This window comes from Qipengyuania qiaonensis (genome assembly GCF_019711515.1).
Lineage (GTDB): Bacteria > Pseudomonadota > Alphaproteobacteria > Sphingomonadales > Sphingomonadaceae > Qipengyuania > Qipengyuania qiaonensis.
Map to the genome: position 1 here is coordinate 88,437 of NZ_JAIGNO010000002.1, position 16,568 is coordinate 105,004.

Consider the following 16,568-nt stretch of genomic DNA (forward strand, 5'->3'; position numbering starts at 1 on the left):
CGATCAGCCGATGATCCCCATGATGTCGCTTTCCTTCATGATCAGCAGGTCTTCGCCGTCGAGCTTGACTTCGGTGCCCGACCACTTGCCGAACAGCACGCGATCGCCGGCCTTGACGTCGAGCGGGGTAACCGTGCCGTCTTCGGCCTTGGCGCCCGAACCGACGGCGACGATTTCACCTTCGCTCGGCTTTTCCTTGGCGCTGTCGGGGATGATGATACCGCCTGCGGTCTTCTCATCGGCTTCGATGCGACGGACCAGAACGCGGTCGTGCAGCGGACGAAATGCCATTGTCTGTGACCTCTTGAATGAGTGTGAACGTTCGTTGGCACTCCCACTACGAGAGTGCCAGCGCGGGGCATTTGGGGGCAGCGCCACGGGGAGTCAACGGGGACCCGGTCAAAAAATTCGGCGATCGCGACAGACCGGGGCCGGGGGTGGCCAAGACGCGGCAGCTTCCCTATCGCCCGCCCGAATTCCGGACAAGTCAGCAGAAAGGGCCGCCCACCATGACGACAGACCAGAATATCGCCGCACTCACGATCCCGGAGCAGATCCTGCTGTGGCTGAGACTCAATATGATGGACATTGCCGGCGCCTTCGCGGTGCTGGTCATCGGCCTGTTGCTGGCGGGAATGATTTCGCGCTGGGTCGAACGGACGATGACGCGCTCGCCGCGGTTCGAGCCCACGGTCGCCAATTTTCTTTCGAACGTGGTCAAATACGCGCTGTGGGCACTGGTCCTCGTCACCGTCCTGGCGCAGTTCGGGGTGCAGACGACCAGCATCCTCGCCGCGCTTGGCGGGATGGCGCTGGCCGTCGGCCTGGCACTGCAGGGCACGCTGTCGAATGTCGCTTCGGGCGTCATGATCCTGGTCCAGAAGCCCTTCAAGGTAGGCGAAGGCATCACGGCGGGTTCGGTGACCGGGACGGTCCAGCAGATCGGACTGTTCACCACGGAACTGAAGCAGTTCGACGGCCTCTTCGTCATGGTGCCCAATTCGGAATTGTGGAATCAGCCCATCGTCAATTTCAACCGTCACCCCATTCGCCGGTTCGAGCTGATCGTGGGCATCGCCTATGGCGACAGCATGGAACGGGCGCGCAAGGAACTGGTGGCGCTGGCCGAGGCGGACGAGCGGGTGCTGGCCGATCCGGCGCCCCAGGCCTTCGTCAACTCGCTCGACGACAGTTCGGTCGGTATCGGCCTGCGCGTCTGGTGCGCGACCGGCGATTATCTGGCGCTGACCTGGGACCTGACCGAAGCGGCCAAGGCGCGCTTCGACGATGTCGGCATCTCGATCCCGTTCCCGCAGCGCGAGATCATGCAGCGCGCCGCCTGAATTATCGGCTGGCGGGGCGCGTGGTCAGTCCAAGCGCCTCGCGCCGATGCCAGCGCCAGCCGAGGAGAGCCGCTGCGAAAATCAGGCCGGTCGCCAGGCCGATCCACACCCCGACACCTTCGAGCGGCGTGGCGAAGCCCAGCACGAGCGCGGTGCCGATGCCGGGAACCCAATAGGCGAAGGCCGCGATCCACATCGGGATGCGGGTATCCTGCAATCCGCGCAGTGCGCCCGCGGCCACCGCCTGCATCCCATCGAACAGCTGGAAGGCGGCGGCGATCACGATATATTGCAGCGCGAAGCCGACCAGCACGGCGTTCTTGGGATCCCATGGATCGACATAGATCGCGATCAGGGGCTTGGGGATGACGATCATGGCGAGCGCTGTCAGCACCATGAAACCGGTGCCGACGACGATCGCCGTCCACCCCGCGCGCTTCATGCCCTCGCTATCGCGCGAGCCATAGAAATAGCCGACTCTGATGGTTGCGGCCTGACCGACGCCGAAGGGCACCTGGAACGCCAGCGCCGCGATCTGCAGGGCAACGGTGTGCGCCGCCAACTGGCTGGCGCCGATGTTGCCCATGAGGAAGGCGGCGGCGCCGAAGATCCCGGCTTCCGCGGTAATCGTCAGGGCGATCGGGGTGCCGACATTGGCTATGTGTCTGAAGCGCGCCCAGTCGGGCGACCACCAGCGACCGAAAACCCGATAGCGGTGGAGCTTGGGATCGAGCCGGATGGCGACGATGTAGGCGGCCAGCGTCACCAGAGTGGTGATGATGGTGGCGACAGCAGCCCCTTTGAGGCCGAGCTCTGGCGCGCCGAGATTGCCGAAGATGAAGGCGTAATTGGCCAGCGCGTTGACGAAGATGCCGCCTGCGGTGATCGCAGTGGCGAAGATCGGCCGGTCGAGCGTGGAGACGAAGCTGCGCAACACATTGTTGAACAGCATCGGCACCATCGAAAGCACCAGCAGCGTGTTGTATTCGATCGCCATGGCGACGATCTGCGGTTCCTGCCCGGTCACCCGCATCAGGGGGCCGAGCAGCAGGCACAGGCCAATCCCCCCGATCCCGCCGAACAGCGCCAGCCACAGCGCCATGCGCACCGAACGGCGGACCGGGCGCAGTGCCGGCGCGCGCTCGCCCAGCTCGGCCGCTGCAACGGGCGCGACGGCGCCCGTCAGCCCCGACAGCGCCCATAATACGAGCCCGAAAAGCGCGATTGCCAATGCGGATGCGGCCAGCTGGTCCTCGCCCAGCCGCGCGATGAAGATCACGTCGATGGCGTAGGTCAGCATCTGCAACAGGTTCGCCGCCGCCAGCGGCCAGCTCAGCCGCAACGTCGCGACCAGTTCGTCGCGCCAGCCGTCACCGCCCGGTTCCGCAATGGGGGGCAGGGGCTCCATGGCAGTCTCGTGCGTCATGCAGCCGGCCCGGATAGGGAAAAGGGCAGGCCTACTCAAACGCCAAAGGCTGCGGTTCCGATTTAACGGGCCGGATGAGGCCGACGGGTCACACTCTCGCTCTGCCGAGGGCACAGGCGACGAAAAAGGGCGGCACCTTGCGGTACCGCCCTTCGTCTGATCTCGCGAACGAGATCGAAGCGCAAACCGATCCCCGCATGTGCGGAGACAGGGGCTTACTTGAGTTCGACGGTACCGCCGGCTGCTTCGATCTTGCCCTTGATTTCTTCTGCTTCCGCCTTGTTGACGCCTTCCTTGATCGGCTTGGGCGCGCCTTCGACGAGAGCCTTGGCTTCCGAGAGGCCCAGGCCGGTGATGGCGCGGACTTCCTTGATCACCTGGATCTTCTTGCCACCGTCGCCGGTCAGGACGACATCGAATTCGTCCTTTTCTTCGGCTGCGGCACCAGCGTCGCCACCACCGGCGGCGGGGCCGGCAACGGCAACGGCAGCGGCGGCGCTAACGCCCCACTCTTCTTCGAGCGCCTTGGCAAGCTCAGCGGCTTCCATGACGGTCAGCTTCGACAGTTCTTCAACAAGCTTGGCGATATCGGCCATGATGTTTCACTCCAAATATAAGGCCGGGGTGCCCCGGTTGGGTCTGCCCCGATGAATATGTGTTCGTGCGTCGAACCAGCTCTTACGCGGCTTCCTTGGCGCCATAGGCACCGAAGACACGGGCGAGCTTGGCTGCGGGTGCGTTGACGACCTGGGCAACCTTGGTTGCCGGGGCGTTGACGAGACCCACGATCTTCGCCCGAAGTTCGTCGAGGCTCGGCATCGAGGCGAGTGCCTTGACCCCTGCTTCGTCGAGCTTCGTTGCGCCCATCGAACCGCCGACGATTTCGATCTTGTCGGTGGTCTTGGCGAACTCCACCACGGCCTTGGCCGCAGCAACCGGATCCTCGGAATAACCGAGGGCGGTCGGACCGGACAGGTACTCGTCGAGACCTGCGTAGTCGGTGTCCTTCAGGGCGAGCTTGGCGAGACGGTTCTTCGCAACCTTGTAGGACGCACCGGCTTCGCGCATCTTCGTACGCAGTTCGGTGGACTGGTCCACCGTGAGCCCCAGATTGCGGGTGACGACCACCACGCCGGACTGGGCGAAGACTTCGCTGAGCTGGGCGACCGCATCGGCTTTCTGCGAACGATCCATGCCATACTCCTTCACTATGGCCGCCTGCTTGCGGCGGACGACCGGCTACGTTTGTCCATGCCGAGAAATCGACACGGGCGAGTCCGTTGATGGGGAAGGAGTGCGCCACCATTCGAAATGGAGAGCGGCGCGAAACGACGATGCACAACATCGCCGGAAATCTCTGTCCCCGTCTAGGCTGGAAATTAAGACCGGCATATTCCGGTCACCAACTGTCTCGGACGGATGAACGGGCAAACCGAAAAGGTCGCCGTTCGGTGGCGGGCCTCTAAGGATTTGAGCGATTCTGTCAAGCGGAACCAGCTCTGCGGTCCATCGCCGGCGTAATTACTCGGTGGCCGGGTCGGTTGCCATAGGATCAGTGGCGGTGCCGTCGGCCGGCTCGGCGGTCATACCGTCATCCATCGTGCCGGTTTCGGTTTCGGTTCCCGTCATCATCGGTTCCGGGGTTTCGACCGGGTCGGTCATCCCCTGATCCATCGGTTCGACGGCATCGGCTTCGAGATCGGCGGTGTCGGTACCATCGATCGAATCGCCGCAGGCCGCCACCGACAAGGCAATGGGCAGAGCGATAATCATGGCGAACTTCGTCATGTCAGTATCTCCTTTCGAGAGCATTGCCATGAAACGGCCACGATTATCGTACGTTCCGAGAGCTGCTATGAGCAAGAAAAAGGCCCGCCCCGCATGGGGCGAGCCTCTCGCTTTTCGAACCGTTCCGCGCGTCACGCGCGGACGGCTGATCGATTATTCGGCCGGAGTGGTTTCTTCGGCAGCCGGAGCTTCTTCGGTGGCGGTGGCGGTGTCGTCCATCATCGCACCTTCTTCGGCCATCGGGTCGACAGCCGGGGTTTCTTCGACCATCGGAGCTTCTTCGGTCATGGTTTCAGCCGGAGCCATTTCTTCAGCCGGAGCTTCTTCGGCGGCCTGTTCACCGCAGGCGGCGAGGGTCAGAGCGAAGGGAAGGGCGGCGACGAGAGCGATCTTCTTCATGTGATAATGTTCCTGTAACGCCGTGATTGGCGTAGCCTTAAAATAGCCACATTTCGTCCGCCGAAAAGAGATATTCTGCATCCGGTCATATTTTTTGCACTGTCGGGCGATCCAAATCGCCGGAGAGTCGATGAATTGACGAGCAGGCGGCTGGCTCTGCCATATCGTGCGAATACCCGTTTGACAGCGGGGTGCCCAATTCCTACATGCCCTGTCGACCGCACGCTTCGAGCGAGTCCGATTCATGCGCGGGGATCGGATACAGGATGGAAGCGGCGTTTCCATAATCGCGACGCTAGAGAAGCTGCAACAGGCCGCCGGAACCGGTGCGCAAGACGTTGCGGCCTTTTCGCGTCCCGGTCATGGATCTCACGTGCATGAGACAGGAATACCGAGAGGCTGCTCGCCCGGATGACGGGGCAGCGTCCGGCGCACACGAGAAGAGGTACTTACCCCTTATGGCTACCAAGGCGAAGGCTCCGAAGAAAACCCGGGGCGCGAACGCACAGGGCACGGCAAAGCGTCGTATCCGCAAGATCTTCGGCGACATCCACGAAGTGGTCGACATGCCGAACCTGATCGAGGTCCAGCGCGAGAGCTATGAGCAGTTCCTGCGCTCGAACAAGGAGACGGGCTACGTCTCCGGCCTCGAGAAGACGCTGCGCAGCGTGTTCCCGATCCGCGATTTCGCCGGTACCGCCGAACTGGATTTCGTCCATTACGAACTCGAAGCGCCCAAATACGACATCGTCGAATGTCGCCAGCGCGGCATTACCTATGCCGCCCCGATGAAGGTCACGCTGCGCCTGATCGTGTTCGAGGTCGATCAGGAAACCGAAACCCGTTCGGTGCTCGATATCAAGGAGCAGGACGTCTATATGGGCGACATGCCCCTGATGACGGGCAATGGTACCTTCATCATCAACGGGACCGAGCGCGTGATCGTTTCGCAGATGCACCGCTCGCCGGGTGTGCTGTTCGATCATGACCGCGGCAAAACGCACTCTTCGGGCAAGCTGCTCTTCGCCGCCCGCATCATTCCGTATCGCGGTTCGTGGCTCGATTTCGAATTCGACGCCAAGGACATCGTCAATGTCCGTATCGACCGCAAGCGCAAGCTGCCGGTCACGGCACTGCTGTTCGCGCTCGGCCTCGACAGCGAAGACATCCTCAACCACTTCTACAAGACCGTCACCTGGAAGCGGGCGACCGGCAAGAAGGGCGAAGGCTGGAATATCCCCTTCGTTGCGGAACAGTGGCGCGGCCAGAAGCCGGCCTTCCCGCTGATCGATGCCAAGACGGGCGAGGAAGTCTTTCCTGCCGGTCAGAAGATCTCGCCTCGCGCCGCCAACAAAGCAGCCAAGGACGGGCTTGAAACGCTGCTGCTGCCGACCGAGGAAATCTTCGGCCGCTACGCTTCGCGCGACATGATCGACGAGAAGACCGGCCGCATCTACATCGAAGCGGGTGACGAGGTTTCGGCCGAGAATCTCGAAGTGCTCGACGCTGCCGGCATCGATGCGATGGACCTGCTCGACATCGATCACGTCAACACCGGTCCGTGGATGCGCAACACGCTCCAGGTCGACAAGGCCGAGAACCGCGACGAGGGCCTTGAGGCCATTTACAAGGTGATGCGCCCGGGCGAGCCGCCGACCAAGGAAACCGCCGAAGCCTTGTTCGAAGGCCTGTTCTTCGACGGCGAGCGTTACGACCTCTCGGCTGTCGGTCGCGTGAAGCTGAACATGCGCCTCGAACTCGATGCGGAAGACACGGTCACCACGCTGCGCAAGGAAGACATCCTCGCCGTGGTCAAGGAACTGGTCGACCTGAAGGACGGCAAGGGCGAAGTCGACGATATCGACAATCTCGGCAACCGCCGCGTCCGCTCGGTCGGCGAGCTGCTGGAGAATCAGTACCGCGTCGGCCTGCTGCGGATGGAGCGCGCTGTGAAGGAGCGCATGAGCAGCGTCGACGTATCGACCGTCATGCCGAACGACCTGATCAATGCGAAGCCCGCCGTGGCTGCGGTGCGCGAGTTCTTCGGTTCCTCGCAGCTCTCGCAGTTCATGGACCAGACCAACCCGCTGTCGGAAGTCACCCACAAGCGCCGCGTTTCGGCACTTGGCCCGGGTGGTCTGACGCGCGAACGTGCGGGCTTCGAAGTGCGCGACGTTCACCCGACGCACTATGGCCGCATCTGCCCGATCGAAACGCCGGAAGGCCCGAATATCGGCCTCATCAACTCGCTGTCGACCTTTGCGCGCGTCAACAAATACGGCTTCATCGAAACGCCGTATCGCAAGGTTGCGGACAACAAGGTCACCGACGAGGTCGTCTACCTGTCTGCGATGGAAGAGCAGAAGCACACCGTCGCGCAGGCTTCGGCCGAGCTTACCGAAGACGGCTCCTTCGTCGAGGAACTTGTTTCGGCGCGTCACGATGGCGACAACCTTATGGCGCCGCGCGAAACTATCACCCTGATGGACGTCAGCCCCAAGCAGCTCGTCTCGGTCGCCGCGTCGCTAATCCCGTTCCTGGAAAACGATGACGCCAACCGCGCGCTAATGGGCTCGAACATGCAGCGCCAGGCGGTGCCGCTGGTCAAGGCCGAAGCGCCCTGGGTCGGCACCGGCATGGAAGAAACCGTTGCGCGCGACAGCGGCGCGGCCATCGCGGCGACCCGCGGCGGCATCGTCGACCAGGTCGATGCGACGCGTATCGTCATCCGTGCGATCGGCGATGTCGAACCCGGCCAGTCGGGCGTCGACATCTACACGCTGCAGAAGTTCCAGCGTTCGAACCAGGACACCTGCATCAACCAGCGCCCGCTGGTGAAGGTGGGTGAAACGGTCGAACCGGGCGACATCATCGCCGACGGTCCTTCGACCGATCTGGGCGAGCTGGCTCTGGGCCGCAACAGCCTCGTCGCCTTCATGCCTTGGAACGGCTACAACTATGAGGACTCGATCCTCATCTCCGAGCGTATCGTGAAGGACGACGTCTTCACCTCGATCCATATCGAGGAATTCGAAGTCATGGCCCGGGACACGAAGCTCGGCCCCGAAGACATCACCCGCGACATTCCCAATGTCGGCGAGGAAGCCCTGCGCAACCTCGACGAGGCGGGCATCGTCTATATCGGCGCCGAAGTGCATCCGGGCGATATCCTGTGTGGCAAGATCACGCCCAAGGGCGAAAGCCCGATGACGCCGGAAGAAAAACTCCTGCGCGCCATCTTCGGCGAAAAGGCCAGCGACGTGCGCGACACTTCGCTCCGCCTGCCGCCGGGTGTGGCCGGTACGGTGGTCGAGGTTCGCGTCTTCAATCGCCACGGTATCGAGATCGACGACCGTACGCGGGCGATCCAGAACGAGGAAATCGAACGCCTCCGCAAGGACTCGAACGACGAACGCGCCATTCTCAACCGTGCGACCTATAACCGCCTGCGCGACATGCTTGTCGGTCAGACGGCTTCAGCAGCGCCGAAGGGCGTCAAGAAGGGTTCGGAAATCACCGAAGAAGTGCTGGACGAGGTCGAGCGCCACGAATGGTTCAAGTTCGCGGTGGCCGACGATGGCCGTCAGGCGCAGCTCGAAGCGGTCAAGTCGCAATACGACGAAGCCGTGAAGTTCATCGAAGAGAAGTTCGAAGACCGTAAGGAAAAGCTCGAACGTGGTGACGAACTCGCCCCGGGCGTGCTCAAGATGGTCAAGGTCTTCGTTGCGGTGAAGCGCAAGCTGCAGCCGGGCGACAAGATGGCCGGACGTCATGGAAACAAGGGTGTCATCAGCCGCATCCTGCCGGTCGAGGACATGCCGTTCCTCGAAGACGGGACGCCGGTCGACATCGTCCTCAACCCGCTGGGCGTGCCTTCGCGCATGAACGTCGGACAGATCTTCGAAACGCATCTCGGCATGGCGGCCCGCAATCTGGGCCACCAGATCGGCGAGCAGCTCGAAGAGTGGAAGCGCGCAAACCCGAACGCTTCGGAAGACTATGCCGCGGCCAAGCCGCCCGAAGCCGTTATCGAGCGCCTGAAGGACGTCTATGGCGAGCAGTATTACGACGCGATCGACAGCCGTTCGACCGCCGAAGTGGTCGAGCTTGCAGGCAACCTGACCGCGGGCGTGCCGATGGGTACGCCGGTGTTCGACGGTGCACGCGAAGGCGATGTGACGGTCGAACTCGAAAAGGCGGGTCTCGACAGCTCGGGCCAGTCGGTCCTGTTCGACGGGCGCACGGGTGAAGCCTTCGACCGCAAGGTAACCGTGGGCATCATCTACATGCTCAAGCTGCACCACCTCGTCGACGACAAGATCCACGCCCGTTCGATCGGCCCCTACAGCCTCGTTACCCAGCAGCCGCTGGGCGGTAAGGCCCAGTTCGGCGGCCAGCGCTTCGGTGAAATGGAGGTCTGGGCGCTCCAGGCCTACGGCGCCGCTTACACGCTGCAGGAAATCCTCACCGTGAAGTCGGACGACGTGATCGGCCGTACCAAGGTCTACGAAGCGATCGTCAAGGGTGACGACACCTTCGAGGCGGGCATTCCGGAGAGCTTCAACGTGCTCGTCAAGGAAATGCGCAGCCTGGGCCTCAATGTCGAACTCAAGTCGCTGGCCGACGACGAGGACGACGACGGCCTCGCGATAGCGGCGGAATAGGGGGCTCCGCGCCCCCTCCGCTTTCCGCCCATCAGAAATACCCCTTAGGGAATTAAGTCATGAACGAACTGACCAAATTCACCAACCAGCTCGCCAAGCCCGAGACGTTTGACGAGATCCAGATCGGCATCGCCAGCCCCGAGCGCATCCGCTCGTGGTCGTTCGGCGAGATCAAGAAGCCCGAGACGATCAACTACCGCACGTTCAAGCCCGAGCGTGACGGGTTGTTCTGCGCGCGCATCTTCGGTCCGGTGAAGGACTACGAATGCCTGTGCGGCAAGTACAAGCGCATGAAGTACAAGGGCGTCGTCTGCGAAAAGTGCGGCGTCGAGGTGACCGTGACCAAGGTCCGCCGCGAGCGCATGGGCCACATCGAACTGGCCGCGCCGGTTGCGCATATCTGGTTCCTCAAGAGCCTGCCTTCGCGCATCGGCCTGCTGCTCGACATGCAGCTCAAGCAGCTTGAGCGCGTACTCTATTTCGAAAGCTACATCGTCACCGAGCCCGGCCTGACGCCGCTGGAGAAGTTCCAGCTCCTTACCGAAGACGAGCTGCTCGAAGCGCAGGACGAATACGGCGAAGACAGCTTCAGCGCCGGTATCGGTGCCGAAGCGGTCAAGTTCATGCTGATGGATCTCGATCTCGAACAGGAGAAAGAGGACCTGCTGGAAGAGCTCGCGACCACGAAATCAAAGCTCAAGCCCGCCAAGATCATCAAGCGCCTCAAGGTCGTCGAAAGCTTCATCGAATCGGGCAACCGTCCCGAATGGATGATCCTCGAAGTCGTGCCGGTCATTCCGCCCGAACTGCGCCCGCTGGTGCCGCTCGACGGCGGCCGTTTCGCGACGTCGGACCTCAACGACCTCTATCGCCGCGTGATAAACCGCAACAACCGCTTGAAGCGCCTGATGGAGCTGCGCGCGCCGGACATCATCGTCCGCAACGAAAAGCGCATGCTGCAGGAAGCGGTCGATGCGCTGTTCGACAATGGCCGCCGCGGTCGCGTGATCACCGGCGCCAACAAGCGTCCGCTCAAGTCGCTCAGCGATATGCTCAAGGGCAAGCAGGGCCGCTTCCGCCAGAACCTGCTCGGCAAGCGCGTCGACTATTCGGGCCGTTCGGTCATCGTGACCGGACCGGAACTCAAGCTGCACCAGTGCGGCCTGCCGAAGAAGATGGCGCTCGAACTGTTCAAGCCGTTCATCTACGCCCGCCTCGACGCCAAGGGCCTCTCCATGACGCTCAAGCAGGCGAAGAAGTGGGTCGAGAAGGAACGCAAGGAAGTCTGGGACATCCTCGACGAAGTCATTCGCGAGCACCCGGTTCTCCTCAACCGCGCCCCGACGCTCCACCGCCTCGGCATCCAGGCGTTCGAGCCGGTCCTGATCGAGGGCAAGGCGATCCAGCTCCACCCGCTGGTCTGCGCCGCCTTCAACGCCGACTTCGACGGCGACCAGATGGCCGTTCACGTCCCGCTGAGCCTCGAGGCGCAGCTGGAAGCGCGCGTCCTGATGATGTCGACCAACAACATCCTCTCGCCCGCCAACGGCAAGCCGATCATCGTGCCTTCGCAGGACATGGTGCTGGGCCTCTACTACCTCTCGATGGAGCGGCAGGAGAAGAAGCCCGAATTCGCCGAGGATTCGGACGGCAACAAGGTCGAGAAGCTGCAGATGTTCTCGGACATGGCCGAGGTGCACCAGGCGCTCGAAACCAAGCAGGTCTCGCTGCATACCAAGATCCTCGCCCGCGTTCCGCAGGCCGATGAGGCGGGCAATATCTCGATGCAGCGCTTCGAGACCACGGCCGGGCGTATGCTGATCGGCGAATGCCTGCCGAAGAACCACAAGGTTCCTTTCGACATCGTCAACCGCCTGCTGACCAAGAAGGACATCGCCGACGTCATCGACGAGGTCTATCGCCACACCGGCCAGAAGGACACCGTGCTGTTCGCCGACGCCATCATGGCGCTGGGCTTCCGTCACGCGTTCAAGGCCGGCATCTCTTTCGGCAAGGACGACATGATCATCCCCGAAGAGAAGATCGAACTGGTCGAGGCGACCAAGAACATGGTTGCCGATTACGAGCAGCAGTATCAGGACGGCCTGATCACCCAGCAGGAAAAGTACAACAAGGTGATCGACGCCTGGAGCCGTTGCGGCGACCAGGTGGCCGACGCGATGATGGAAAAGATCAAGGCGCGCCCGATCGACAAGGACGGGCTCCAGGCCGAGATCAACTCGATCTACATGATGTCGCACTCGGGGGCCCGTGGTTCGCCGGCGCAGATGAAGCAGCTCGCTGGCATGCGCGGCCTGATGGCCAAGCCGTCGGGCGAGATCATCGAGAACCCGATCATCTCGAACTTCAAGGAAGGCCTCAACGTCCTCGAATACTTCAACTCGACCCACGGCGCCCGTAAGGGCCTCGCGGATACGGCGTTGAAGACGGCAAACTCGGGTTACCTGACCCGCCGCCTCGTCGACGTGTCGCAGGATTGCGTCATCATCGAAGAGGACTGCAAGACCGAGAACGCGCTGGAAATGCGTGCGATCGTGCAGGGCGGTTCGGTTATCGCATCGCTCGGCGAACGCATCCTGGGCCGCACCGTGGCCGAGGATATCGTCAATGCCGCCACCGGCGAAGTGATCGCACCGGCGGGCACGCTGCTCGACGAACCGATGATCAAGGTCATCGAGGAAGCCGAAGTGCAGGTCGCCAAGATCCGTTCGCCGCTGGTCTGCGAAGCCCAGCAGGGCGTCTGCGCCACCTGCTACGGCCGTGACCTGGCTCGCGGTACGCCGGTGAATATCGGTGAAGCTGTCGGCGTCATCGCCGCGCAGTCGATCGGTGAGCCCGGCACGCAGCTCACCATGCGTACCTTCCACATCGGCGGCGCCGCACAGCTCAACGAAACCTCGCACCTCGAATCCGTGTCGGACGGCAAGGTCGTCTATCGCGACATGCCGACCATCACCGACAAGAAGGGTCGGATCCTCTCGCTCGCCCGCAATGGCGAGCTGGCGGTGATCGACGCCGAAGGCCGCGAGCGCGAGATCCACAAGGTACCTTACGGTACCGTGCTGATGCACAAGGATGGCGCCAAGGTGAAGGAAGGCGATCGTCTGGCGGAATGGGATCCGTTCAGCCTGCCGATCATCACCGAACAGTCGGGTGTCGTGAAGTATCAGGACCTCGTCGACGGTACGACGATGGAAGAGCGCGTCGACGATGCCACCGGTATCGCCCAGCGTGTCGTCACCGAAATGCGCACGACCGGCCGCAAGAAGGACGATCTGCGTCCGCGCCTGACGCTGTTCAACGATGCCGGCGACGAGAGCGAGGCCGCGCGCTACATGCTGGCGCCGGGCACCGTGCTGTCGGTGGATGACGGTCAGCAGGTCGAGGCGGGCGACATCCTTGCCCGTGCCTCGCGCGAAGCCGCGAAGACGCGCGACATCACCGGCGGTCTGCCGCGGGTGGCCGAACTGTTCGAAGCACGCCTGCCGAAGGACAATGCGGTCATCGCCAAGATTTCGGGCAAGATCGAATTCGTTCGCGAATACAAGGCGAAACGCAAGATCGCGATCGTGCCCGAGGAAGGCGATGCAGTCGAGTACCTGATCCCCAAGACCAAGGTGATCGACGTGCAGGAAGGCGACCATGTGAAGAAGGGCGATACGCTCATCTCCGGCTCGCCCAACCCGCACGACATCCTCGAAGTGCTGGGCGTCGAGGCGCTGGCCGAGTATCTCGTCAACGAGATCCAGGAAGTCTATCGCTTGCAGGGCGTGAAGATCAACGACAAGCACATCGAGGTGATCGTTCGCCAGATGCTGCAGAAGGTCGAGATCACCGACGGTGGCGACACCGTGCTGCTGCCCGGCGAACAGGTCGATCTGGAAGAGCTGAACGAGACCAACGCCAGGCTCGGCAAGGGCAAGCAGCCCGCTGTCGGCACGCCGATCCTGCTGGGTATCACCAAGGCCAGCCTGCAGACGCGTTCGTTCATCTCGGCCGCCTCGTTCCAGGAAACCACGCGCGTCCTCACCCAGGCCGCGGTCGAGGGTAAGAAGGACACGCTGGTCGGCCTCAAGGAGAACGTGATCGTCGGCCGTCTCATCCCCGCCGGCACCGGCGCGGGCATGAACCGGATGCGCATCACTGCATCGAGCCGCGATGCTGCTCTGCGGGCCCAGTGGAAGAAGGCGCAGGAGGCGATCATCGCTGCCAACACCGCCGAGGAAGAGCACGAAGCCGAGCTCGCCCAGGGCCGCGAAGCGGCGATTGGCGACGATCCGCTGGCGGCCATGGAAGGTGAAACCCACGGCACCGATGCCGATGCGGGCGACTACCTGAACGAGGACGCGAAGGACGGCGAATAAGCCGCTTCGGCCATCGACCGAACGGAATGGGCCCCGCCGGATAGCTCCGGCGGGGCCTTTTCATTGGTGGCCGTCGCAAGGCCTCCTGTACGTGTTTGCTTGACGGCGGGGCGCGGCAGGCGCACGTTAAGTCTCGCGTGCGCAGGGGAACGTGGCCGCGATGCGGGGAAATTGGTGGCAGTAGATGAGCCCGACGCCGAGGTGCCTGAACCTGCCGGACCGGCGGGCGGAGCGGCAGCGATCGAGCTGTTGCTGCTGACCCGCAGGCTGAGGGATTTCACGACCGGGGCGACATTGTCCCTGCTCCCTGCGCTCGGATCGATTGCCGCGCTGGTCTATGCGTTTCGGGAACAGGTCCCCCTCGCAATTCTGCTCGGCTGGGCCGCAGCCCAGCTTATGCAACTGGCTGTTTACGTTGTTTTCGACCGCAGTCTCGACCGGGAGGATCCATCGCTTGCCGAGCTGCAAAGGCACTGGCGCCGCTTCATTGCTCTGCAATGGCTCGGATCGCTTATCTGGGCGGCGATCTTTCCCTATCTTGCAACCGTGGCAACCGGAATGGATGCGGTGCTTCTCGCGGTCGTCGCCATCGCCGTGCTGTGCGGCGTTTTGCTGGTCCATCGAACGGCGCCAAAGGCGGCAATCTTCCATATCGTCGCCATGGCGATATCGATTACCGCGGCCATCCTGATCCAGACGGGCGGTGCGGGCTGGCCCGCTCTCATCCTGCTGGCCTTCTTCGTCATTGCTCTGCTGGGTTCGACCCGCGAGCAGGAAAGACAGATTGTCGGCGGGGCGAGCGCCGAGATCAGCCGTCGCGAGGCGGCCGGCACGGTGCGTCTGCTGCTGAACGATTACGAAGAGCATTCCTCCGACTGGCTCTGGACCGTGGGGCCGTGCGGCAACCTGCGGGAAGTCACGGCGCGCTTCGCCACGGCGGCCGGCCGGCCGGTCGAAGAACTCGAGGCATCGCCCTTGATCGGCATGTTCGCCAAGGGAGAAGACCGGGACCGGCTTGCGCGGCATCTGATGGAACGCAGCCGCTTTCACGACCTGGTACTCAAACTGAGGGTCGATGGGGAGGTGCGCTTCTGGAAATTGTCCGCACGGCCGCGCAGCGATGGCCGGATGAGCGGCGTAGCCCGTGACGTCACGAACGACCGGATCATCGAGGAACGCGTCGCCTTCATGGCGCATTACGACAACCTCACCGGGCTCGCCAACCGCTACCTTTTCAACGATCGGCTGCGTGCGGCACTCGCGCAGGGCGAGCGGGCGCGCAACGTGGCGCTGTTCTATCTCGATCTGGACGATTTCAAGGCGGTCAACGATACCCGCGGACATTTGATGGGCGACAGGCTTCTGCGCGAAGTCGGTACGCGGATCGAACAGGCGGTGCGCGGACACGATCTGGTCGCCCGGCTCGGTGGGGACGAATTCGCAATCCTGATCGAAACGCGTGCGGGGGCAGGCATGCTCATCGAACGCGCGCATCGTTTCCTGTCGGTGATCCGCGATCCGTTCGAGATCGACGGACAGGTCTATCGCATTTCCGGCAGTGTCGGGATCGCGAAATGCTCCGAGGGCAATTGCGATGCCGAGGAACTCATGCGCCGCGCCGACCTCGCCCTGTTCGCGGCCAAGCGAAAGGGGCGCGATACGCTCGCGCTCTACGACCAGGCCATCGACCGTGCGGAGCGGGAGAGGCGCGAAATCGAGATGGACCTTCGCGAAGTGATCGCGCGCGGTCAGCTCAATCTCCACTACCAACCGGTGATCGATCTCGATTCGGGCGCGGTCGTCGGGTACGAAGCGTTGCTGCGCTGGTATCATCCACGGCGCGGAATAATCAGACCGGCCGACTTCCTCGAAGTGGCCGAAGAAACGGGCCTGATCGTCCCGATCGGCGAATGGTCGATCCGGCAGGCCTTCGCGGAAACCGCGAAATGGGCGGGCGATTTCCGGATCGCGATCAACCTGTCGCCGACGCAGGTACGCAGCCCGCATCTCGTGGCCATCGTCGCGCAGGCCATCCACGCCCATGGCATTGCGCCGGAACGCGTCGAGTTCGAGATTACGGAGCATGTGCTGATGCAGGAAAGTCCGCTCAGTATGGGCAATCTGCAAAAGCTGCGTCAATTGGGCGTCAGGATCGCACTCGACGATTTCGGTATCGGCTATTCGTCGCTCAGCTATCTACGCCGTTTCCCCTTCGACCGGATCAAGATCGACAAGGATTTCGTCGAAGGGGTGGAAGATTCGGCCGACAATCAGGCAATCGTGTCCAGTATCACCCGTCTTGCCGATGCATTGGGCATGGCCACCACGGCGGAAGGGGTCGAGACCCGTGCCCAGCTCGATCTCCTCCGCAAGCTCGGTTGCCAGGAAGCGCAGGGCTATCTCATCTGCGAACCGGCCCCCGGCGAACATTTCGCCACGCCCGCTGCCATCAGCGCAGCGATGCGGAGCGGCGAGGCGAGCGGAATTCTCGACTATCGCAAGGCTCGCGAAGCCGCGATGAAGAACCGCCCGAGACAGGCCGGCTGACCTCTCGCCAAGCAGG

At 62.8% G+C, this 16,568-nt stretch carries 10 protein-coding genes; 4 read left to right on the forward strand and 6 right to left on the reverse strand.

All coding sequences use genetic code 11. The features are described from left to right. Positions 1-3: 3 nt before the first annotated feature. Complete coding sequence (groES, locus tag K3174_RS03365) at positions 4-291, reverse strand: co-chaperone GroES (RefSeq protein WP_221555507.1); 288 nt, start codon at positions 289-291, stop codon at positions 4-6. Between the two features lie 218 nt (positions 292-509). On the opposite strand from groES, the gene K3174_RS03370 reads away from it, so the two are divergent. Next, complete coding sequence (locus K3174_RS03370; RefSeq protein ID WP_221555508.1) at positions 510-1,343, forward strand: mechanosensitive ion channel family protein; 834 nt, start codon at positions 510-512, stop codon at positions 1,341-1,343. Between the two features lies 1 nt (position 1,344). Here the strand turns inward: K3174_RS03370 and K3174_RS03375 are convergent, their stop codons facing one another. The 5 genes from K3174_RS03375 to K3174_RS03395 all read right to left on the reverse strand — a co-directional run bounded on the left by K3174_RS03375 (position 1,345) and on the right by K3174_RS03395 (position 4,956). Continuing rightward, on the reverse strand, positions 1,345-2,769 hold the full coding sequence (locus tag K3174_RS03375) for an MATE family efflux transporter (protein WP_221555510.1): 1,425 nt from the start codon (positions 2,767-2,769) through the stop codon (positions 1,345-1,347). 215 nt (positions 2,770-2,984) lie between these two features. Then, positions 2,985-3,365, reverse strand: a complete 381-nt coding sequence (gene rplL, locus K3174_RS03380) for a 50S ribosomal protein L7/L12 (RefSeq protein ID WP_221555511.1) — start codon at positions 3,363-3,365, stop codon at positions 2,985-2,987. Positions 3,366-3,447: 82 nt separating this feature from the next. After that, the gene (gene rplJ / locus K3174_RS03385; RefSeq protein ID WP_221555512.1) at positions 3,448-3,963 is read right to left on the reverse strand and encodes a 50S ribosomal protein L10; all 516 of its coding nucleotides are present in this window, start codon (positions 3,961-3,963) and stop codon (positions 3,448-3,450) included. Positions 3,964-4,290: 327 nt separating this feature from the next. Beyond that, complete coding sequence (locus K3174_RS03390) at positions 4,291-4,557, reverse strand: hypothetical protein (protein WP_221555513.1); 267 nt, start codon at positions 4,555-4,557, stop codon at positions 4,291-4,293. A gap of 153 nt (positions 4,558-4,710) precedes the next feature. Continuing rightward, entirely contained in the window at positions 4,711-4,956 is a 246-nt protein-coding gene (locus K3174_RS03395; RefSeq protein ID WP_221555514.1) for a hypothetical protein, read from the reverse strand. A 458-nt stretch (positions 4,957-5,414) separates the two neighbouring features. Between K3174_RS03395 and rpoB the strand changes: the two genes are divergently transcribed. From rpoB to K3174_RS03410, 3 genes are all read left to right on the forward strand, one after another. Next, positions 5,415-9,620 (forward strand): DNA-directed RNA polymerase subunit beta, encoded by a 4,206-nt coding sequence (gene rpoB / locus K3174_RS03400; RefSeq protein ID WP_221555516.1) that lies wholly within the window; start codon positions 5,415-5,417, stop codon positions 9,618-9,620. Between the two features lie 59 nt (positions 9,621-9,679). After that, the gene (gene rpoC, locus K3174_RS03405) at positions 9,680-14,005 is read left to right on the forward strand and encodes a DNA-directed RNA polymerase subunit beta' (RefSeq protein WP_221555517.1); all 4,326 of its coding nucleotides are present in this window, start codon (positions 9,680-9,682) and stop codon (positions 14,003-14,005) included. Positions 14,006-14,179: 174 nt separating this feature from the next. Continuing rightward, positions 14,180-16,552, forward strand: coding sequence for a putative bifunctional diguanylate cyclase/phosphodiesterase (locus K3174_RS03410; RefSeq protein ID WP_221555518.1), 2,373 nt, complete (start codon positions 14,180-14,182; stop codon positions 16,550-16,552). Positions 16,553-16,568: the final 16 nt, after the last annotated feature.